Origin of the sequence: Microtetraspora sp. AC03309 (assembly GCF_020826795.1) — a bacterium.
In the GTDB taxonomy this organism is placed as follows: Bacteria; Actinomycetota; Actinomycetes; order Streptosporangiales; family Streptosporangiaceae; genus Microtetraspora; species Microtetraspora glauca.
In genome coordinates this window covers 58,763-75,107 of the sequence record NZ_JADDIL010000006.1, presented here as the reverse complement: position 1 = coordinate 75,107, position 16,345 = coordinate 58,763, and the positions used below count along the sequence as shown (strand labels likewise).

18 protein-coding genes are annotated in these 16,345 nt (G+C 70.1%); 13 read left to right on the top strand and 5 right to left on the bottom strand.

The window, feature by feature from the left end:
• Nucleotides 1–260: 260 nt before the first annotated feature.
• Nucleotides 261–1,931 carry a CoA transferase gene (locus IMZ11_RS05025; RefSeq protein WP_228637960.1) on the top strand — a complete coding sequence of 557 codons (1,671 nt, stop codon included), beginning with the start codon at nt 261–263 and terminating at the stop codon, nt 1,929–1,931.
• Here the strand turns inward: IMZ11_RS05025 and IMZ11_RS05020 are convergent.
• Nucleotides 1,822–3,120: an MFS transporter gene (locus tag IMZ11_RS05020; RefSeq protein WP_228637958.1), complete on the bottom strand. Its 1,299-nt coding sequence runs from the start codon at nt 3,118–3,120 to the stop codon at nt 1,822–1,824. The genes IMZ11_RS05025 and IMZ11_RS05020 overlap by 110 nt on opposite strands.
• Before the next feature lie 72 nt (nt 3,121–3,192).
• Here IMZ11_RS05020 and IMZ11_RS05015 point away from each other — a divergent pair, with 72 nt between their 5' ends.
• The 7 genes from IMZ11_RS05015 (at nt 3,193) to rlmN (ending at nt 9,914) form a co-directional block, all read left to right on the top strand.
• Nucleotides 3,193–3,855, top strand: coding sequence for a helix-turn-helix transcriptional regulator (locus tag IMZ11_RS05015; RefSeq protein WP_228637956.1), 663 nt, complete (start codon nt 3,193–3,195; stop codon nt 3,853–3,855).
• 309 nt (nt 3,856–4,164) lie between these two features.
• Complete coding sequence (rpsB, locus tag IMZ11_RS05010) at nt 4,165–5,115, top strand: 30S ribosomal protein S2 (RefSeq protein WP_228637954.1); 951 nt, start codon at nt 4,165–4,167, stop codon at nt 5,113–5,115.
• 163 nt (nt 5,116–5,278) lie between these two features.
• Nucleotides 5,279–6,112, top strand: coding sequence for a translation elongation factor Ts (gene tsf / locus IMZ11_RS05005; RefSeq protein WP_228637953.1), 834 nt, complete (start codon nt 5,279–5,281; stop codon nt 6,110–6,112).
• A gap of 138 nt (nt 6,113–6,250) precedes the next feature.
• The gene (gene pyrH, locus IMZ11_RS05000) at nt 6,251–6,949 is read left to right on the top strand and encodes a UMP kinase (RefSeq protein WP_228638085.1); all 699 of its coding nucleotides are present in this window, start codon (nt 6,251–6,253) and stop codon (nt 6,947–6,949) included.
• Nucleotides 6,950–6,958: 9 nt separating this feature from the next.
• A complete protein-coding gene (gene frr, locus IMZ11_RS04995) occupies nt 6,959–7,516 on the top strand; it encodes a ribosome recycling factor (protein ID WP_228637951.1) in 558 nt (185 codons plus the stop codon).
• Nucleotides 7,517–7,605: 89 nt separating this feature from the next.
• On the top strand, nt 7,606–8,547 hold the full coding sequence (locus tag IMZ11_RS04990; protein WP_228637949.1) for a phosphatidate cytidylyltransferase: 942 nt from the start codon (nt 7,606–7,608) through the stop codon (nt 8,545–8,547).
• A gap of 242 nt (nt 8,548–8,789) precedes the next feature.
• The gene (rlmN, locus tag IMZ11_RS04985) at nt 8,790–9,914 is read left to right on the top strand and encodes a 23S rRNA (adenine(2503)-C(2))-methyltransferase RlmN (RefSeq protein WP_228637947.1); all 1,125 of its coding nucleotides are present in this window, start codon (nt 8,790–8,792) and stop codon (nt 9,912–9,914) included.
• A 55-nt stretch (nt 9,915–9,969) separates the two neighbouring features.
• Here rlmN and IMZ11_RS04980 read toward each other — a convergent pair whose 3' ends face one another.
• The 3 genes from IMZ11_RS04980 to IMZ11_RS04970 form a co-directional block, all read right to left on the bottom strand.
• Entirely contained in the window at nt 9,970–10,632 is a 663-nt protein-coding gene (locus tag IMZ11_RS04980) for a hypothetical protein (protein ID WP_228637945.1), read from the bottom strand.
• Nucleotides 10,629–11,429 (bottom strand): ATP-binding cassette domain-containing protein, encoded by an 801-nt coding sequence (locus IMZ11_RS04975; RefSeq protein WP_228637943.1) that lies wholly within the window; start codon nt 11,427–11,429, stop codon nt 10,629–10,631. The genes IMZ11_RS04980 and IMZ11_RS04975 overlap by 4 nt, the downstream gene beginning before the upstream one ends.
• A 250-nt stretch (nt 11,430–11,679) precedes the next feature.
• On the bottom strand, nt 11,680–12,285 hold the full coding sequence (locus IMZ11_RS04970) for a TetR/AcrR family transcriptional regulator (RefSeq protein ID WP_228637941.1): 606 nt from the start codon (nt 12,283–12,285) through the stop codon (nt 11,680–11,682).
• A gap of 102 nt (nt 12,286–12,387) precedes the next feature.
• On the opposite strand from IMZ11_RS04970, the gene IMZ11_RS04965 reads away from it, so the two are divergent.
• On the top strand, nt 12,388–12,606 hold the full coding sequence (locus tag IMZ11_RS04965; RefSeq protein WP_228637939.1) for a hypothetical protein: 219 nt from the start codon (nt 12,388–12,390) through the stop codon (nt 12,604–12,606).
• 78 nt (nt 12,607–12,684) lie between these two features.
• Entirely contained in the window at nt 12,685–13,245 is a 561-nt protein-coding gene (locus IMZ11_RS04960; protein WP_228637937.1) for a hypothetical protein, read from the top strand.
• Nucleotides 13,246–13,455: 210 nt separating this feature from the next.
• On the opposite strand, the gene IMZ11_RS04955 is transcribed toward IMZ11_RS04960, so the two are convergent.
• Entirely contained in the window at nt 13,456–14,001 is a 546-nt protein-coding gene (locus tag IMZ11_RS04955; RefSeq protein ID WP_228637935.1) for an ATP-binding protein, read from the bottom strand.
• A gap of 379 nt (nt 14,002–14,380) precedes the next feature.
• Between IMZ11_RS04955 and IMZ11_RS04950 the strand changes: the two genes are divergently transcribed.
• The 3 genes from IMZ11_RS04950 to IMZ11_RS04940 all read left to right on the top strand — a co-directional run bounded on the left by IMZ11_RS04950 (nt 14,381) and on the right by IMZ11_RS04940 (nt 16,343).
• Nucleotides 14,381–15,160 carry a helix-turn-helix transcriptional regulator gene (locus IMZ11_RS04950; RefSeq protein ID WP_228637933.1) on the top strand — a complete coding sequence of 260 codons (780 nt, stop codon included), beginning with the start codon at nt 14,381–14,383 and terminating at the stop codon, nt 15,158–15,160.
• The gene (locus tag IMZ11_RS04945; protein WP_228637931.1) at nt 15,151–15,447 is read left to right on the top strand and encodes a DUF397 domain-containing protein; all 297 of its coding nucleotides are present in this window, start codon (nt 15,151–15,153) and stop codon (nt 15,445–15,447) included. Before IMZ11_RS04950 ends, IMZ11_RS04945 begins: the two co-directional genes overlap by 10 nt.
• A gap of 110 nt (nt 15,448–15,557) precedes the next feature.
• Nucleotides 15,558–16,343, top strand: a complete 786-nt coding sequence (locus tag IMZ11_RS04940) for a DivIVA domain-containing protein (RefSeq protein WP_228637929.1) — start codon at nt 15,558–15,560, stop codon at nt 16,341–16,343.
• Nucleotides 16,344–16,345 lie beyond the last annotated feature (2 nt).

The following is a 16,345-nucleotide window of genomic DNA, read 5'->3' as shown; positions in this document are numbered from 1 at the left end:
TGTGGACAGACCTCGCCGCGCCACGCTTCCCGGCGCCACCCCGGTCTGTCGTCCGGCGCCACCCCGGTCCCTGCCTCCCGATGGCGTCCCGGCGGGTCGCGTGAGGATGCTCCCGATCCGGCCGCAGGCCGCTTCGACAGGAATCCCGGCAGGCGTCGCGACGGCGCGGGTCGTCCGCTCGCCTGCGTCGCGAGGCGGGGCGGTTACGGATGAACAGGGTGAAGGAGGACACTGGCGGCGGAGTGCCAGGAGGGATCACAGTGACTGAGGCGCTGATCAAGCGTTTGGGCGAGGAAATCGGAGTCTGCCTGCCCGATGTACGGGTGACCGGAGCGGATCCCGTCCTGCCGTCCGTGTTCCGCATCGGAACGGCCGCCGCCGCCTGCGTGGGCGCGGTCACCGCGGCGGCGGCGCTGTACTGGACCCGACAGGGCGGGCAAGTGGGGGCACGGCACCCGCAGGCGGACCCAGACGCCGCGTCGCCCGGCCCGGATGCGACAGTGCCTTCCCCGGATTCCACGGTGCCGTCCCCGGATTCCACGGTGCCGTCCCTGGATTCCCCAGTGCCGGGATCTGACGTACCGGACGTCGTCACGGCGGACGGGCCGGTTCTGGACACCGCGAGGCCGGACGGCGCGATGCCGGAGGTGAGCGTCGACGTACGGCATGCCGCGGCGGCGTTCCTGAGCGAGCGGTACTTCCGGATCGACGGCGAGGGGATGGGCCTGTGGGCACCTCTGTCGGGCGACTACCGGACGTCGGACGGGTGGATCAAGCTGCACTGCAACTTCGACCATCATCGGGACGCCGTTCTCCGGGCGCTCCGCCTCCCCGCGGACGCCGACCGAGCCGGGGTCTCCAGTGCCTGCGAGAGCCGTACGAGCGCGGAGATCGAGGACGCGGTGACCCGTGAGGGCGGCTGCGCGGCGGCGATGCGCAGCCGTGCGGAGTGGCTCGACCACCCGCAGGCCCAGGAGATCTCCCGGACGCCGGTGGTCGCGCTGTCCCGCCTGGACGTCGCGCCGCGGCCCGGCTCGGCCGCCCGGAACCCGTTACGACGTGATCCCACAGGTCCCGGTCGGGTCGGCCGCCCGCTGGAGGGCGTACGGGTGCTCGACCTGACGAGGGTGATCGCGGGACCGGTCGCGGGGCGGATCCTGGCCGCGCACGGCGCCGAAGTGCTTCGGGTGGGGGCCGCGCACGTGCCCGAGGTGCCCGGGTTGGTGGTGGAAACGGCCTTCGGAAAGCGCTCGTGCCACATCGACCTGCGCACCGAGGCGGAGACGCTGCGCGAGCTGGTACGGCGAGCCGACGTCGTCGTCCAGGGGTATCGCCCGGGGGCGCTCGCGGATCGGGGTTTCGGGCCGGAGGATCTCGCCGGGCTCAGGCCGGGCATCGTGTCCGTCGAGATCTCCGCGTACGGCTCCCGCGGCCCGTGGGGGCGGCGGAGGGGGTTCGACAGCCTCGTGCAGATGGTGTGCGGCATCGCCCACGAGGGCGGGGACGGGACACGCCCGCGTCCTCTTCCGTGCCAGGCACTGGACCACGCCACCGGATACCTGGCCGCCTTCGGCGCGGTCGCCGGGTTGCTCCGCCGTGCGGACGAGGGGGGCTCCTGGCGGGTGGAGCTGTCCCTCGCCCGAACCGCGCGGTGGTTCGACGATCTCGGCAGGGTCGATCCGGCGAGGGCCACGTCGGACGGTACCGGTCCTGGGGAGAGCGGGCCGAGTGGGATCGAGCGCGGCGGGCAGGTGCTCGACGGCGAGCCGGGGCCCTCGGTGGACGACCTGTTGGCGAGCATGGACAGTCCCTTCGGCACGCTCACGTACGTGAGGCCGCCGGGTCGGATCGAGGGTGCGGAGCCGTACTGGGCGACTCCTCCGCCGCGCCAGGGCGAGCACCCCGCCGGATGGGCGACAACCACAGGCTGACGATGCAGAGCAGCGATCCCGCCGCGCATACCCAGATCGCGGGCCGGAGTCCGAGCATCTCGCCGAGCACGCCTCCGAGGACGCCGCCGAGAGCCATCACGCCCTGCGTGGCGAAGTTGGTCGTGGCGTTGACCCGGCCGAGCAGCCCCTCCGGCGCTTCGCGCATGGTGACGGAGCCGGCGCAGACGCTGTAACACACGACGGCCATGCCGGTGATCACCTCGGCGGCGCCGAGCTGGCAGACGACGAGCCAGAGGGGGCCGCCCGCCGCCGCCGTGGCCACGAATCCGAAGGGGAAGAAGAGCACGGAGCCGAGGAGCACCCGGTTCTCGCCGAATCGGCCGGCGAGCCTGGGCGCGATCGCGGCTCCGATCAGGCCGCCGACGCCGAAGCCGATCGCCGCGATGCCCACCAGGGGAGCGGGCAGGCCCAGGACGTTCACCGCGAAGAGCACGAAGAGCGCCATCTCGGCCGCGCCCAGCACATTGACGATCATTCCGGTGGCGCAGAGCGCGCGCAGCACGCGGTGGTTCATGAGGACGCGCAGGCCCTCGGCGATTTCCCGTCCGAGTCCGCGCCCCCTGGTCGTGGTGCCGTTCTCGGGCGTACGGATGGCTCGCAGGCAGAACGCGGACACCAGGAACGAGACCGCGTTGACCACGATCGCGACCGGCGCGGTGAGCAGGGCGACGAGCAGTCCCGCCAGCCCGGGACCGCCCATCTGGGCGATGGAGAAGACCGACTGGAAACCCGCGATGGCCGCCGTCCGCTGAGGTTCGGCGACCACGGTGGCGAGGTGCGGCGTGTTGAACGTGCGGAACACCACCGTGCACACGCCGATCGCGAAGGCGACGGTGATCAGCCAGGGGATGGTCAGCATCCCGGTCAGCCACGCGATCGGCACCGACAGCGCCGCGAGGCCGGCGATCAGCTCGCAGGCCACCATCACCGGCCTGCGGCGGGCCACGCGGTCGGCCATGGCGCCGGACGGCAGGCCGACCAGCAGGAACGGGAACGTCGAGGCGGCCGCGAGCACGCCCATCTGGATCGGGGAGGCGTCCAGCGCCACGGCGGCCGTCAGCGGAACGGCCAGCCTGGCGACCTCGCTTCCGGTCTCGGAGACGGCGCGGGCGGACCACAGGAGCCGGTAGTCACGCTGACGGCGGAGGGGGATCAGGGGAGTCGTCACAACTATGAAGGTAATGCTTCACAGTTGTGAAAGCAATACTTCATATCTGCTCCGGCGGTAGCGTTGGGAGGCATGACGAGCACATGGCCGGAGGGCTCCCGGCAGGTCACCGACGCCGGGGTGCTGCGGGCGCTGGCGCATCCCGCGCGGCTGGCCATCCTGAGCCGGCTCCAGACGGAGGGGCCGGCCACCGCGACCGAGTGCGCGGAGGTCACCGGCCTCTCCCCGAGCGCGTGCAGCTACCATCTGCGCCAACTCGCCAAGCACGGGTTCGTGGCGGACGCGCCGCCGCGGGGGGACGGCAGGGAGCGCGTCTGGCGGGCGCTGCAGCGGTCGTGGGGATTCCAAACCCCAGAGGTCGAGTCTCCCGACATCATCGAGGCGCAGAACGCCGTGATCGAGTCGGTCCTGGCGGAGGCCGACCAGCGGCTCCGCGACTATCTGGACAACTCGGACCAGGAGTCCCGAGAGTGGAAGGGGTCCGCCTGGCTCACCCACGGGGTGCTGCGCGTGGACGCCGAGGAGCTGCGGGAGATCGCGGAGCGGATCAACGAGGTGATCCGTCCGTACCGCGTGACCGAGCGGGATCCGGGGGAGGCGCCGACCGGGGCCCGGCTGGCGGAGATCCATCTGCGCATGTTCCCCAGGACGCCCCGCCGGCGCGATCCGGCCCCGGAGGAGGCGGCGAAGAAGGCAGCGAACGGGACCTCCACGGGCGACCCCGGGAAGGGCTGACCCGGCGCGTCCGTGAGCCGCGGAACGGGCGGCCGGTCCCCCGCGCGCACGGCCCCGCGCGCGCCGGTCGGACGGCGGAGGTTCCATGCCGAAACGCCCCGCCCGGCGACGCCGGGACAGTCAAGTCGCCGGTCATCCGAAGGGGCGGATCCGGGTAGACTGTTCGACGGCCTGCGGCATGCGGGCCGAATACGCACGCCCATTCACGAGCTGTCCCTTCGGTCCGGTTCTTCCGGCTGGAACGGCTCGGGGCGTCAGGGCGGGGGCCGTGGGCTCCCGCATGGAACCGAGTTCTGGAGGACCATCACCATGGCCCCTGTCGTCACCATGCGACAGCTGCTCGAGAGCGGCGTTCACTTCGGCCACCAGACGCGTCGGTGGAACCCGAAGATGAAGCGCTTCATCTTCACCGAGCGCAACGGCATCTACATCATCGACCTGCAGAAGTCGCTGTCGTTCATCGACCGGGCGTACGACTTCGTGAAGGAGACCGTCGCGCACGGCGGCTCCATCATGTTCATCGGCACGAAGAAGCAGGCTCAGGAGTCCATCGCCGAGCAGGCCTCGCGCGTCGGGATGCCGTACGTGAACCAGCGCTGGCTGGGCGGCATGCTCACCAACTTCTCCACCGTGCACAAGAGGCTCCAGCGTCTGAAGGAGCTCGAGGAGCTCGACTTCGACAACGTGGCCGGCTCCGGGCTCACCAAGAAGGAGCTCCTGATGCGCCGCCGCGAGAAGGAGAAGCTGGAGCGCACCCTCGGCGGTATCCGTGACATGGCCCGCGTGCCCAGCGCGATCTGGGTCGTGGACACCAAGAAGGAGCACATCGCGATCAACGAGGCCAAGAAGCTTGGCATCCCGGTCGTCGCGATCCTCGACACCAACTGCGACCCCGACGAGGTCGACTACCCGATCCCGGGTAACGACGACGCCATCCGCGCCGTCAGCCTCCTCACCCGCGTCATCGCCGACGCGGTCGCCGACGGCCTGATGACCCGTGCGGGCGCCGGCCGTGGCGACGAGAAGCCCGCGGGTGTCGCCGCCGCCGAGCCGCTGGCCGAGTGGGAGCGCGAGCTGCTCGCCCCCGCCGAGACCGCCGAGGCTCCGGCCGAAGCCGCCGCGGAGGCCCCCGCCGAGGCTCCGGCCACCGAGGCTCCGGCCACCGAGGCTCCGGCCGCGGAGGCTCCGGCCGCGGAGGCTCCGGCCACCGAGGCTCCGGCCGCGGAGGCTCCCGCCGCCGAGGGCGAGCAGCAGGCCTAGTCCCAGGTCTGGTACGGCACCGCCGTACTGATCCGAGGACTCCACGGGGTGGGCGTGTCCGCCAGCGGGTGCGCCCACCTCGTCCACGAGACATCTGATCTCATGCCGACGTCTGGGATCAGGAACGACTTCCCATCAGGGTTCCGAAGAGGAAATTAGGACAATGGCTTCCGTGAACATGGCCGACGTCAAGCGGCTTCGCGAGCTGACCGCCGCCGGCATGATGGACTGCAAGAAGGCGCTCGAGGAGTCCGAGGGCGACTTCGACCGCGCCGTCGAGCTCCTGCGCCTCAAGGGCGCCAAGGATGTCGGCAAGCGCGAGGCCCGCACCGCCTCCAACGGGCTTGTCGCCGTCAAGCACGAGGGCGACTCCGCCGCCGCCCTGCTCGAGCTCAACTGCGAGACCGACTTCGTGGCGAAGGGTGAGCGCTTCCAGGAGCTCGCCGCCGGCGTCGTCGCGCACATCCTCGCCACCCGGCCGAGCGACGTGCCGACCCTGCTCGAGTCCGAGCTCAATGGCAAGACCGTCAAGGAGCTCCTCGACGAGGCCAACGCCGCGCTCGGCGAGAAGATCGAGATCCGCCGCTTCTCGGTGCTCGAGGGTGGCTACGTCGGCTCCTACATGCACAAGACCGACCCGCAGCTGCCGCCGGCGGTGGGCGTGCTCGTCCAGCTCGACACCGCCAAGCCGGACGTGGCCAAGGACATCGCCCAGCACGCCGCCGCGATGGCGCCGAAGTTCCTGAGCCCGGCCGAAGTCCCCGCCGACGTCATCGCCAAGGAGCGCGCGCTCTTCGAGGAGATGACCCGCGAGGAGGGCAAGCCCGAGGCCGCCATCGGCAAGATCGTCGATGGCCGCGTCAACGGCTGGTACAAGGACTTCACGCTGCTGGAGCAGGCCTTCGTGAAGGACAACAAGAAGAGCATCGCCAAGTACGCCGACGAGGCGGGTGTCAAGGTCCTGGCCTTCGCCCGCTTCAAGGTCGGCCAGGCTTAGGCTAGGGACACGGCCCGAAGAGCCAGGAGCCCATTGACCCGCAGAATCACCGAGGAGGCCGCCGTCGTGCAGGAGAACAACCAACCCGCCACGCCGGCGGCTTCGTCGCAGTCCGGCCCGCTGCGCTGGAAGCGGGTGATGCTGAAGCTGTCCGGTGAGGCGTTCGCCGGGAGCGAGGCGCTCGGCATCGACCCGACCGTCGTCGCCCAGCTCGCCGACTCCATCGCCGAGGCCGTCCGCGAGGGCGTCCAGGTCGCGGTGGTCGTCGGCGGGGGCAACATGTTCCGGGGCGCCGCCCTGTCGGAGCGCGGCATCGACCGCGGCCGCGCCGACTACATGGGCATGCTCGGCACAGTGATCAACTGTCTCGCCCTGCAGGACTTCCTCGAGAAGCGCGGCATCGAGACCCGTGTGCAGACCGCCATCACGATGCAGCAGGTCGCCGAGCCGTTCCTGCCCCGGCGCGCGATCCGTCACCTGGAGAAGGGCCGAGTGGTCATCTTCGGCGCCGGGCTCGGATCCCCGTTCTTCTCCACGGACACGTGCGCCGCGCAGCGCGCTCTGGAGGTCGGCGCCGAGGCGCTGCTCAAGGGCACACAGGTTGACGGAGTGTACGACTCCGATCCGCGCAAGAACCCCGACGCGGTCCGGTTCGACCGGCTCGAGTACGGCGAGGTGTTGACGCGGGGCCTCGGGGTCATGGACGCCACGGCGATCAGCCTGTGCATGGACAACGGCCTGCCCATCGTGGTCTTCGACCTCATGGGCGACGGCAACATCCTGCGGGCGGTCCGCGGTGAGAAGATCGGCACGCTGGTGAGTCCGGCAGGGAAATAGGGAGCCGCTGTGATCGACGAAACCCTCCTCGAGGCCGAGGAGAAGATGGACAAGGCGGTAACGGTCGCCAAGGAAGACTTCGCGGGCATCCGCACCGGCCGCGTCACGCCCTCGATGTTCAACAAGATCAACGTGGACTACTACGGATCGCCGACCCCGATCCAGCAGCTCGCGTCGTTCCACGTCCCCGAGGCCCGCATGGTCCTCATCCAGCCCTACGACAAGGGCGCGATGACCTCGATCGAGAAGGCCATCCGGGACAGCGACCTGGGCGTCAACCCGGGCAACGACGGTGTTGTGATCCGCGTCGTCTTCCCCGAGCTTTCGGAGGAGCGCCGCAAGGAGTACATCAAGGTCGCCCGTAACAAGGCCGAGAACAGCAGGGTCTCCGTGCGGAACATCCGCCGCCACGCCAAGGAGGCCCTCGACAAGCTGGTCAAGGACGGCGAGGCCGGTGAGGACGAGGTCCACCGCGCGGTGAAGGAGCTCGACGACCTGACCCAGAAGCACGTCGCCAAGATCGACGAGCTGCTGAAGCACAAGGAAGCCGAACTGCTGGAAGTCTAGGCAGCGCCTGGGCACAGCCGTGATCCTTGTGCCGTGCTGTTCACGGAACAGCGCGGCACAAGGATCACGTGTATAGGGAGTAGAGCACGTTGGACGGAACGGCTGCTGGCGACCGGGACTCGGCCGAGAACATGGCCGGTTCCTCCAGCGATGGGCGCGATGCCGCACGAAACGGGTCGTCCAACGGCTCGCCCGACGGGTCAGCCGGTCCGGCGGCCGGCGGGAGCCGTACCGGCCGGAACCTGCCGGTCGCGATAGCGGTCGGCGTCGCGCTGGGCGTGCTGGTCATCGGTTCGCTGTACGTCGTCAAGGTCGTCTTCCTGCTGGTCGTGCTGGCGGCCGTGGGGCTGGGCGTCCACGAGCTCGTCCGGGCGCTCGCGGCCCGGGGTGTGCACGCGCCGCTCGTCCCGTCGCTCGCCGGTACGGCCGCCATGCTCGGCGGCGCGTACTGGGGCGGGCCGGTGTCCCTGGTCGGCGCGTTCGCGCTGACCGTGATGGTGCTGCTGACCTGGCGTATGTTCCAGGGCATCGACGGCTACGTCCGTGACGCCACCGGCAGTGTGCTGGTCGCCGCCTACCCGTCGTTGCTGGCCGGCTTCGTCGCGCTGCTGCTCGTCCCCGACGATGGCCCCGACCGCGTGGTCATCTTCATCGCTGTCACAGTTTGCAGTGATATTGGGGGATATTTCGCGGGAATTCTCTTCGGCAAGCACAAGATGTCGCCGATCATCAGCCCCAAGAAGACCTGGGAAGGGTTCACCGGGTCCGCCGTGGCCTGCGTCGTCGCGGGTGCGCTGCTCGTGCACTTCCTGTTGGACGGGGCGTACTGGCAGGGTGCGATCGTCGGCGCGGTCGTGGTCGTCTGTGCCACGCTCGGCGACCTGATCGAGTCGGTGATCAAGAGAGATCTCGGCATCAAGGACATGGGCACGCTGCTGCCCGGCCACGGCGGTGTGATGGACCGCCTCGACTCCCTGCTCTTCACCCTGGTCCCCGTCTGGCTGCTGCTGCAGTTGTTCATCCCGTCCTGACGGGGATCTCACCGGCGGTTCCGCGCGGATCGCGAAGGTAAGCTACGAGGACGCCTGGGCCCGCCCGGCGACGACGGCCTGGACGCGGCGTCCCAGGAAGCGGATCACCGCTGCGTTCACGAGGCCCCCGGGTACGGCTCGCCGGAAGCCGGTTCGGGCCATCCCGGGCCGGAGCGTCCCAGGCGAGGACGGATCCCCGAAAATCCGGCAGACCAGACGAGCGAGAGATCGGAAGTGACCGCGTGAGCGAGCAGCCGACCAGGAACGCCGCCCAGCTCACCTTCGTGGCGCCGCGCCGTGCCAAGCCGCAGCGGCACCTGGCCGACCTGACCATGGCCGAGCGCCGTGCGGCGGTCGCCGAGCTGGGTGAGAAGCCGTTCCGCGCGGACCAGCTCTCCCGGCACTACTTCGCGAAGCTGACCGCGTCCCCCGACCAGATGACCGACCTGCCGGGTGAGACCCGCGAGCGGCTGGTGTCGCAGCTGATGCCGTCGCTGCTGACCCCCGTACGCGAGATCACCTGCGACGACGGCATGACGCGTAAGACGTTGTGGAAGCTGTTCGACGGCTCCCTCGTCGAGTCGGTGCTGATGCGGTATACCGACCGCGTCACGATGTGCGTCTCCTCCCAGGCCGGATGCGGCATGAACTGCCCGTTCTGCGCCACCGGCCAGGCCGGCCTGACCAGGAACATGTCGACGGCCGAGATCGTCGAGCAGGTCGTCGCCGGAGCCCGCGCGCTCGCGGCCGGCGAGGTCCCCGGCGGGCCCGGCAGGGTGAGCAACATCGTCTTCATGGGCATGGGCGAGCCGATGGCCAACTACAAGGCCGTCATCGGCGCGGTCCACCGGCTCGTCGATCCCTCGCCCGAAGGGCTCGGCATCTCCGCGCGCGGTGTCACCGTGTCCACCGTGGGCCTCGTCCCCGCGATCGAGAAGCTGGCGGGCGAGGGGCTGCCGGTGACGCTGGCAGTGTCACTCCACGCGCCTGACGACGAGCTGCGCGACACCCTGGTGCCGATCAACACCCGGTGGAAGGTCGCCGAGGTGCTCGGCGCGGCCTGGGACTACGCCGCGCGGACCAAGCGCCGGGTCTCCATCGAGTACGCCCTGATCAAGGACATCAATGACCAGGAGTGGCGGGCCGACCTGCTCGGCCGGCTGCTCAAGGGCAAGCTCGCGCACGTCAACCTCATCCCGCTGAACCCCACGCCGGGATCCAAGTGGACCGCCTCCCGGCCCGAGGACGAGCGTGCCTTCGTCCGCCGTCTGGAGTCGCACGGCGTCGCGGTCACCGTCCGCGACACCCGCGGCCGCGAGATCGACGGTGCCTGCGGCCAGCTCGCCGCCGCGTCACCCCAGTCCTGAGCCCGGCCGTCCACGTCCTGAGCCCGGCTCGCCTCCGGTGCTGAAGACCGTCGTTTCAGGGACGGGTACGGCGCAGCCGGGCGTACGCGGCGAGGCCGAGCACCGGCCACAGGAGCGACCACGCGGCCAGCGCGGGGAAGTGCGCGAGCAGTTCGCCGTGGTGCGCCTCGCGCATCCAGGTCATGACCGGGACCGTGAGCCAGGGAAGCCCGGACATGCTGAGCAGCAGCACCGCGAGGTAGCCGAGGAGCAGCACCAGCGTGGAGGTCGCCGGCGAGCTGAGGATCGGGCGGCTGGTCAGCGCGCCGAGCGTGGTGCCCGCCAGGATGGCGAGCAGGTGCAGTCCGACGCCCGCGAGCACGGTGGCGGTGCTCGGCCCGTCCGACAGTCGTAGGACGAGCGCGACGAAGGAGAGCGCCGCCAGCCCGGAGTTGAAGATCCACGCCGCCGCGATCCCGGCGGTCGCCTCCGCGCGGCCGACGGCCGTGATGGCGATCATCCGCTGCTCGTCCGGCTCGCCGTCCAGGAGCCCGCGCGCGGCCCAGGCGAAGACCGGGATCAGGATGGCGGCCGAATCGGCCATGGCCCCCAGCTCGGCGCCGGAGGGCACCGGCCCCGCGTACAGGATGCCCAGCAGGACCAGGAGGCCGATGAGCGGCTGGAACGCCCGGTGGGATCTCACGTACGCGGCGATCCTGAACCGCGCCAGGGCGATCATTCCGCCACCTCCGCCGCGGACATCCGTACGGTGTGGCCTTCTCCACGCAGGCGGGCCGCCAGCTCGTGGGCCCGCGAGGCCCTGACCGTGACCTCCAGGACGGCCACCCGCTCCGCGGGCTCGGCCTCTCCCGGATCGTCCGGACCCGGCGCGATCTCACGCGCGGTCGTCTCGCCGACTTCGACGCGGCGCAGCCCGGAGAAGCCGCGTAGGTCTCCCTGGTGGTCGCTGAGGACCACCGTGCCGCCGCGTTCCGCCACCTCACCGATGATCACGGGCAGCTCCGTGCGGGTCGCGGCGTCCAGTCCGGCGAAGGGTTCGTCGAGGATCAGCAGTTCCGGCCCGCACAGGAGTGCCTGCGCCAGGCCCACCTTGTGCGCGCTGCCCTTGGACAGGTCGGGCAGCCGGTGGCCGAGGAGGTGCTCCATGCCGAGCCGCTCGGCCCAGGTCTCCACGGCGCGAGGGTCGGTACGGCGGATGCCCGCCATGTGGCGCAGGTAGCCCGCCACCGTGAACGGCTGCTCCGCCGGGAAGCGCTCAGGCGCGTACCCGACGACGCGGGGACGGTCGGCGATCACGCCGTCGACCGGCGTCAGCAGTCCCGCCAGCAGCCGCAGCAGGGTGGACTTGCCCGCGCCGTTCCGTCCCACGATCTCGACCACATCTCCGGGGGCGAGGGTCAGGTCCACGTCGGAGAGCACCCAGGGGTCCTGGCGTCGATACCGGAAGGACAGGTTCGAGACGCGCATAGGTTCCGCAGAATATCCGGCGGGGCCGACGTCCGCGGGCGTCCCCATGATGAACATTTTCGCGATTCGGCATGATTCTCGGCTCTGTCGCTGATCTTGCGACACAAAGCCGTTCGGTAGTTGATCACGCTCGGCACGCGTTGAAGATCTTCTCCCGCACCTGGCCGGAATCGTCGTGGACGTGATCGAGCGGATGGCGGACGTGGTCATGCCGCACGCTCGGCTTCGGGCGCTGACGTCCACGCGCCACAAGATCGGCGACCGAGCCGGTCAACGAGTAGGTGCGTTGACTGCGTCTTCAGGCCCACGCCGGTCCGATGTCGGTGGCGGCATGAACCTGCAGGAGCCTCTCGACACCGCGCAGGAAGGTCTCGCAGATCAGCGCCGGGTCGAACAGGCAGCCGGCGGCCATGGCGCCGTCGCGCATCATCACGAAGTCGCGGGCGGCGGGCTCGGCGTCTGTCTGCCGGATCTTGGCCAGCAGATCCGTGACGGTGTCCAAGAACCATTGGCGGTGGGCGAGCACGGCCTTGCGCACGGGGGACTCGGGGGCGGGATACTCGGCGGCAGCGTTGAGGAAGGCGCATCCCCGGAAGCCGGGGGACCGGATGCCCTGGGCGATGGACCTGCTGAGGGCTCGGATGGTGTCGGCGGCCGGTAGTCCGGCGGCGATGGCCTCGTCCGCCTGGCTCCGCATGGCCCGGTCGACCTCGTTCAGGTAGGCGAGGACAAGGTCTTCCTTGCCGGGGAAGTGCCGGTAGAGGGTGGCCCGCGTCACCTGCGCTTCCGCGACGATGCGATCGATGCCGACGGCGTGGATGCCCTCCGCGTAGAAGAGCCGGGTGGCCGTGTCGAGCAGCCGGGATCGCGCTTCGGATGGCCGGCCTTCGGATTGGCTGCGCATGCCACCACCCTAGTGGGTAGAACGTTCGGTCTTGACAGCTTGCGCCGTAGGTTGCCATGCTGGTCCGAGATAGAACGTTCTGTCTTGCTAGGGCCTGTTCCTGTGGCTCGCCGTATTCACGTACGCACCGCCCCGCTGTCCATCGGTACGGCTGTCGTCACCGCGGTCGGCCTGGCGGCGGCGGTCCCGGCGTCCGCAGCACGGACATCGGTCTTCCCGGCCTTCGTGAAGCCGGTCCGGCCGGCCGTGCTCAAGCCGACGGTCGTCCTGGTGCGCGGCGGCTGGGCGGACTCGTCCGGCTGGGTCGGCGTGATCACCTGACTGCGCGACGAGCGAGAGGGCCGACCGCGGGACGCGCTGAACCGCTCTCCTCGTCACTCATCCACTGAAAGGATCATCATGAGCACTATTGCTGCTTCGCCTGGTATTTCCGGGACTGCGTCCGCGCTGCGGCGGCTGTACTTCGTCCGGTTCGCGTTCGCCATCCTCTGGGCCCTCGTGATGTTCACGACCGCCTCGAAACTGGGTCCACTCGCGGTCGCTCTGCTCGTGCTCTACCCGCTGTTCGACGTGGCCGCCGCCGTCATCGACGCCCGCGCGTCGCGCACCACGGGATCACCTGCCCTGCTGTACGTGAACATCGCGGTCAGCCTGATCACCACCATCGGCGTGGCCATCGCCTGCGCGTCCGGTATCCCGGCGGTGCTGCGCGTGTGGGGCGCTTGGGCGGTCGCGGCCGGGCTGGTCCAGCTGATCGTGGGCGCCACCCGCCGCGAGATGGGCGGCCAGTGGCCGATGATCATCAGCGGTGGGATCTCCGTACTCGCCGGTGCGTCGTTCATCTTCGGTGCCTCCGCGGACAACCCGACGCTGATCAACGCGGCCGGCTACGCCATCCCCGGCGGCATCTTCTTCCTCATCTCGGCCGTCCGTCTCGGCCGCGCCGCGAAGGGAAACTGACATGGACGGCAACACCTACGACGTCGTCATCGGGGCCGGCCCGAGGTGTGGCTGCGGCTGCTGGAGGCGTACGGTCGCTGACCACCCGGCCACGTGCCGGTGCCGTAGCGGCTGCTCGACCGAAACCACATGCTCACGCCGATCCGTCAGGTTGTGACACAGGCACCGACGTCCCGCGGCACGCGCATGATTCTTCGTGATCGAACCTGCCTACGTGTTCGTCATGACCGCCGTGGGGTTCGCCCGCCACAGGTGCGCGGCGCAGGCATTGGACGCGGCCGCGACCAGGTCGTCGCTCGGCCACGCCACGAGCTGGAACCAGACGGACTTGCCCGTCGGGGTGAGGGTCCAGCCCCAGTCGTGGGAGAGGGCCTGGACGATGGCGAGTCCTCGGCCGCGAAGCTCGGAATCCGTGGCCCGGCGCGGGCGCGGGAGGGCCGTACAGCAGTCGTGGACCTCCACCACGATCAACTCCCGCTCGCGGCCGACCGTGACGCGGACGGTGCTCGTGGCCGGCACGCCCACGGCCCCGTGGGTCATGGCGTTGGTGACGAGCTCGGAGGCCAGGAGTTCGGCGACCTCCTGGACCTCCTCCGCCGCGTTCCAGTCGGCGGCGACGTCACGGACGAACCGGCGGGCGGAGGCCAGGCATCTCCCGTTGCGCGGGATCCACTTCTCGCCAAGGACGGGAACGCGCGGATCCGGCGTGCGTCGGCGTTCGGCGAATGCCGTACCGACCTTGAGCGCCTCTTCCATCAGGTTCGCGCGGTGAGGACCGCCTGCTGTGGCCGGCGGAGGAATCCGCGCTCCCTCCCCTCGGATTTCGTCGGTGTGTGTCGACGGCGTGATGGCCTGGTCACTGATGGTGGGAGATGGGTGTGCCTAGGTCGTGCACGTTCCTGCCGCACCCCGTCGGCACGTGGGCCGCCGCGCTCGCCGCGCGCCTTGAGGATCATCGTCGGCGGTACGGCGCCGCTTCGGAGCACCGCGGGCGGAGGAGTCACAGATGTTCTCCCGGTCTTGGATTTCTCGGTCCAGACTGCCGAGCCGGGACTACTGTCAGTAGGGGATTCGTTACCAAGCCCAAGTTTTGAAGGCCGCACCCGTGTCGTTGAACTCCGGCAAAGGAGGCATTGTGGGGGATTTCTATTCACCGCAGGCGATATGGGGCAGGGAGCTGCGCCACTACCGGCAGGAGGCCGGACTGACGCAGGCCCAGCTGGCCGAGAGGATCCACTTCAGCGAATCCCTGATCAGCGGGGTGGAGACCGGCCAGATCCCGGCCAGCCAGGAGTTCTCGCAGTGCTGCGACCACGCCCTCGGAACGGGCGGCGCACTGCACCGGCTCCTCGACTGGCGGCGAGGCCAGGTCTTCCCCTCCTGGTTCGGCAAGTGGCGCGACAAGGAACGGATGGCCACCACGCTGCGGACCTACGAGCCGCTGCTGATCCCGGGCCTGCTCCAGACCGAGGCGTACGCGCGGGTGCTGCTGCGCGGTGACGAGGCGGCCGTGGCCGGCCGCCTGAACCGGCAGCTCATCCTGACCCGCGAGGAGCCCGCGCCGCCGACCTTCCGGTGCGTGATCGACGAGGGCGTGCTCCACCGGCCGATCGGCGGGCCGGAGGTGATGCGGGAGCAGCTCGGCCATCTGGTCGGGATGATCGGCCCGCGGCTGAGCGTGCAGGTGGTCCCGCACGGGATGCACTCCGGACTGCTCGGCGCCTTCGTCCTGGCGACCCTGGACGGGGGATCCGCCGTGCTTTATGCGGAGACGGCCGTCCGGGGCATCACCACCAGCGACCAGGAGGACGTCAGCGCGGCGGTCGAGCGGTTCGAGGCCATTCGTACCGAAGCGTTGCCGCTGGGCATGTCCATTGAGCTCATTAAGAGAACGGCAGAGGAACGATGGACCTGAGCAATGCGCAGTGGCGTAAGTCGAGCTTCTCCGGTGACAACGGCGGGAACTGCGTCGAAGTCGCCGAGCTGACCGGCGTCACGAACTTTCGAACGGTCGGCCATGGCGGCGGCCCGGGTCACAGAGCCCGCCGTGTCGACGCTCCCGATCACAAAACGGGTCACGGCCCGTTGATCGCCGTACGCGACTCCAAGGACCCGGACGGCCCCACGCTGTTCTTCACCCACGCGGAATGGGACGCCTTCCTCGACGGCGTGAAGGCCGACGAGTTCGATCGCGGCCGGTAGCGCCGGGCTCGGGACGGTGCGTGGGGTTCGCGTGATGTCCCGGCTCGCGCGGTCTTCCACGTACGTCCAGAATGGACAGGGTTTACCGTGCCGGGCCCGGGAGGACGTGCGTGAACCGCTTTCCACGTGTCAGGGGAGTGCGGCTGGGCTATGACCCCGCCCAGGTGGACGATCTCGTCCACCGGATCGAGGGCACGCTCGGCCGGACCGAGCTCGACGGCCCTCCGATCACGGCCGACGAGATCCGGTCGGCCGCCTTCAGGGTCAGGCGCGGTGGCTACAACGAGACGGCGGTCGACTTCGCGCTCGACGCCTTCGTCGTCGCCGTGGAAGCCCTCGCGTCCCGCACTCCGGCCCCTCCGGGCCCGGTGGTCTCGGATCCGGTGGTCTCGGAGCCCGTGCTTCCGGATCCGGTGGTCTCGGAGCCCGTGCTCCCGGTGGTCTCGGATTCGATGTCGTCGCCAGGTTCGGTGACACCCGGATCGGTGGTGGAAGCGGCGCCGCCTGTGGTGGTGGAGACGGCGGAGTCCGCCGCCCACGAGGCTTCACACGATCAGGAGATCCGGACGGTGGATCCCGCCCTCCCGGATTCCCGTACGGCGGGCCGGGACGGCGAAGTGGGGTGGGGGGACGGAGGGTTCGAGGCCCAGGCGGAGCGGATCGAACGGGTCGCGTTCCGGCCGGGCCGGCTCGGCATGGGCTACGACGAGGACGAGGTGGACGCGTTCCTGGACCGTGTCGTCGCGACGCTGCGCGGGACCGCCCACCGGCCGGTGACGTCCGACCAGGTCAGGAAGGCGACGTTCGCCACCGTCGTGTTCAAGACGGGGTACGCCATCGCCGACGTGGACGCCTTCCTGGCCGAGATCGCCGACGACTTGGAGCGCCGCGCGTAGCC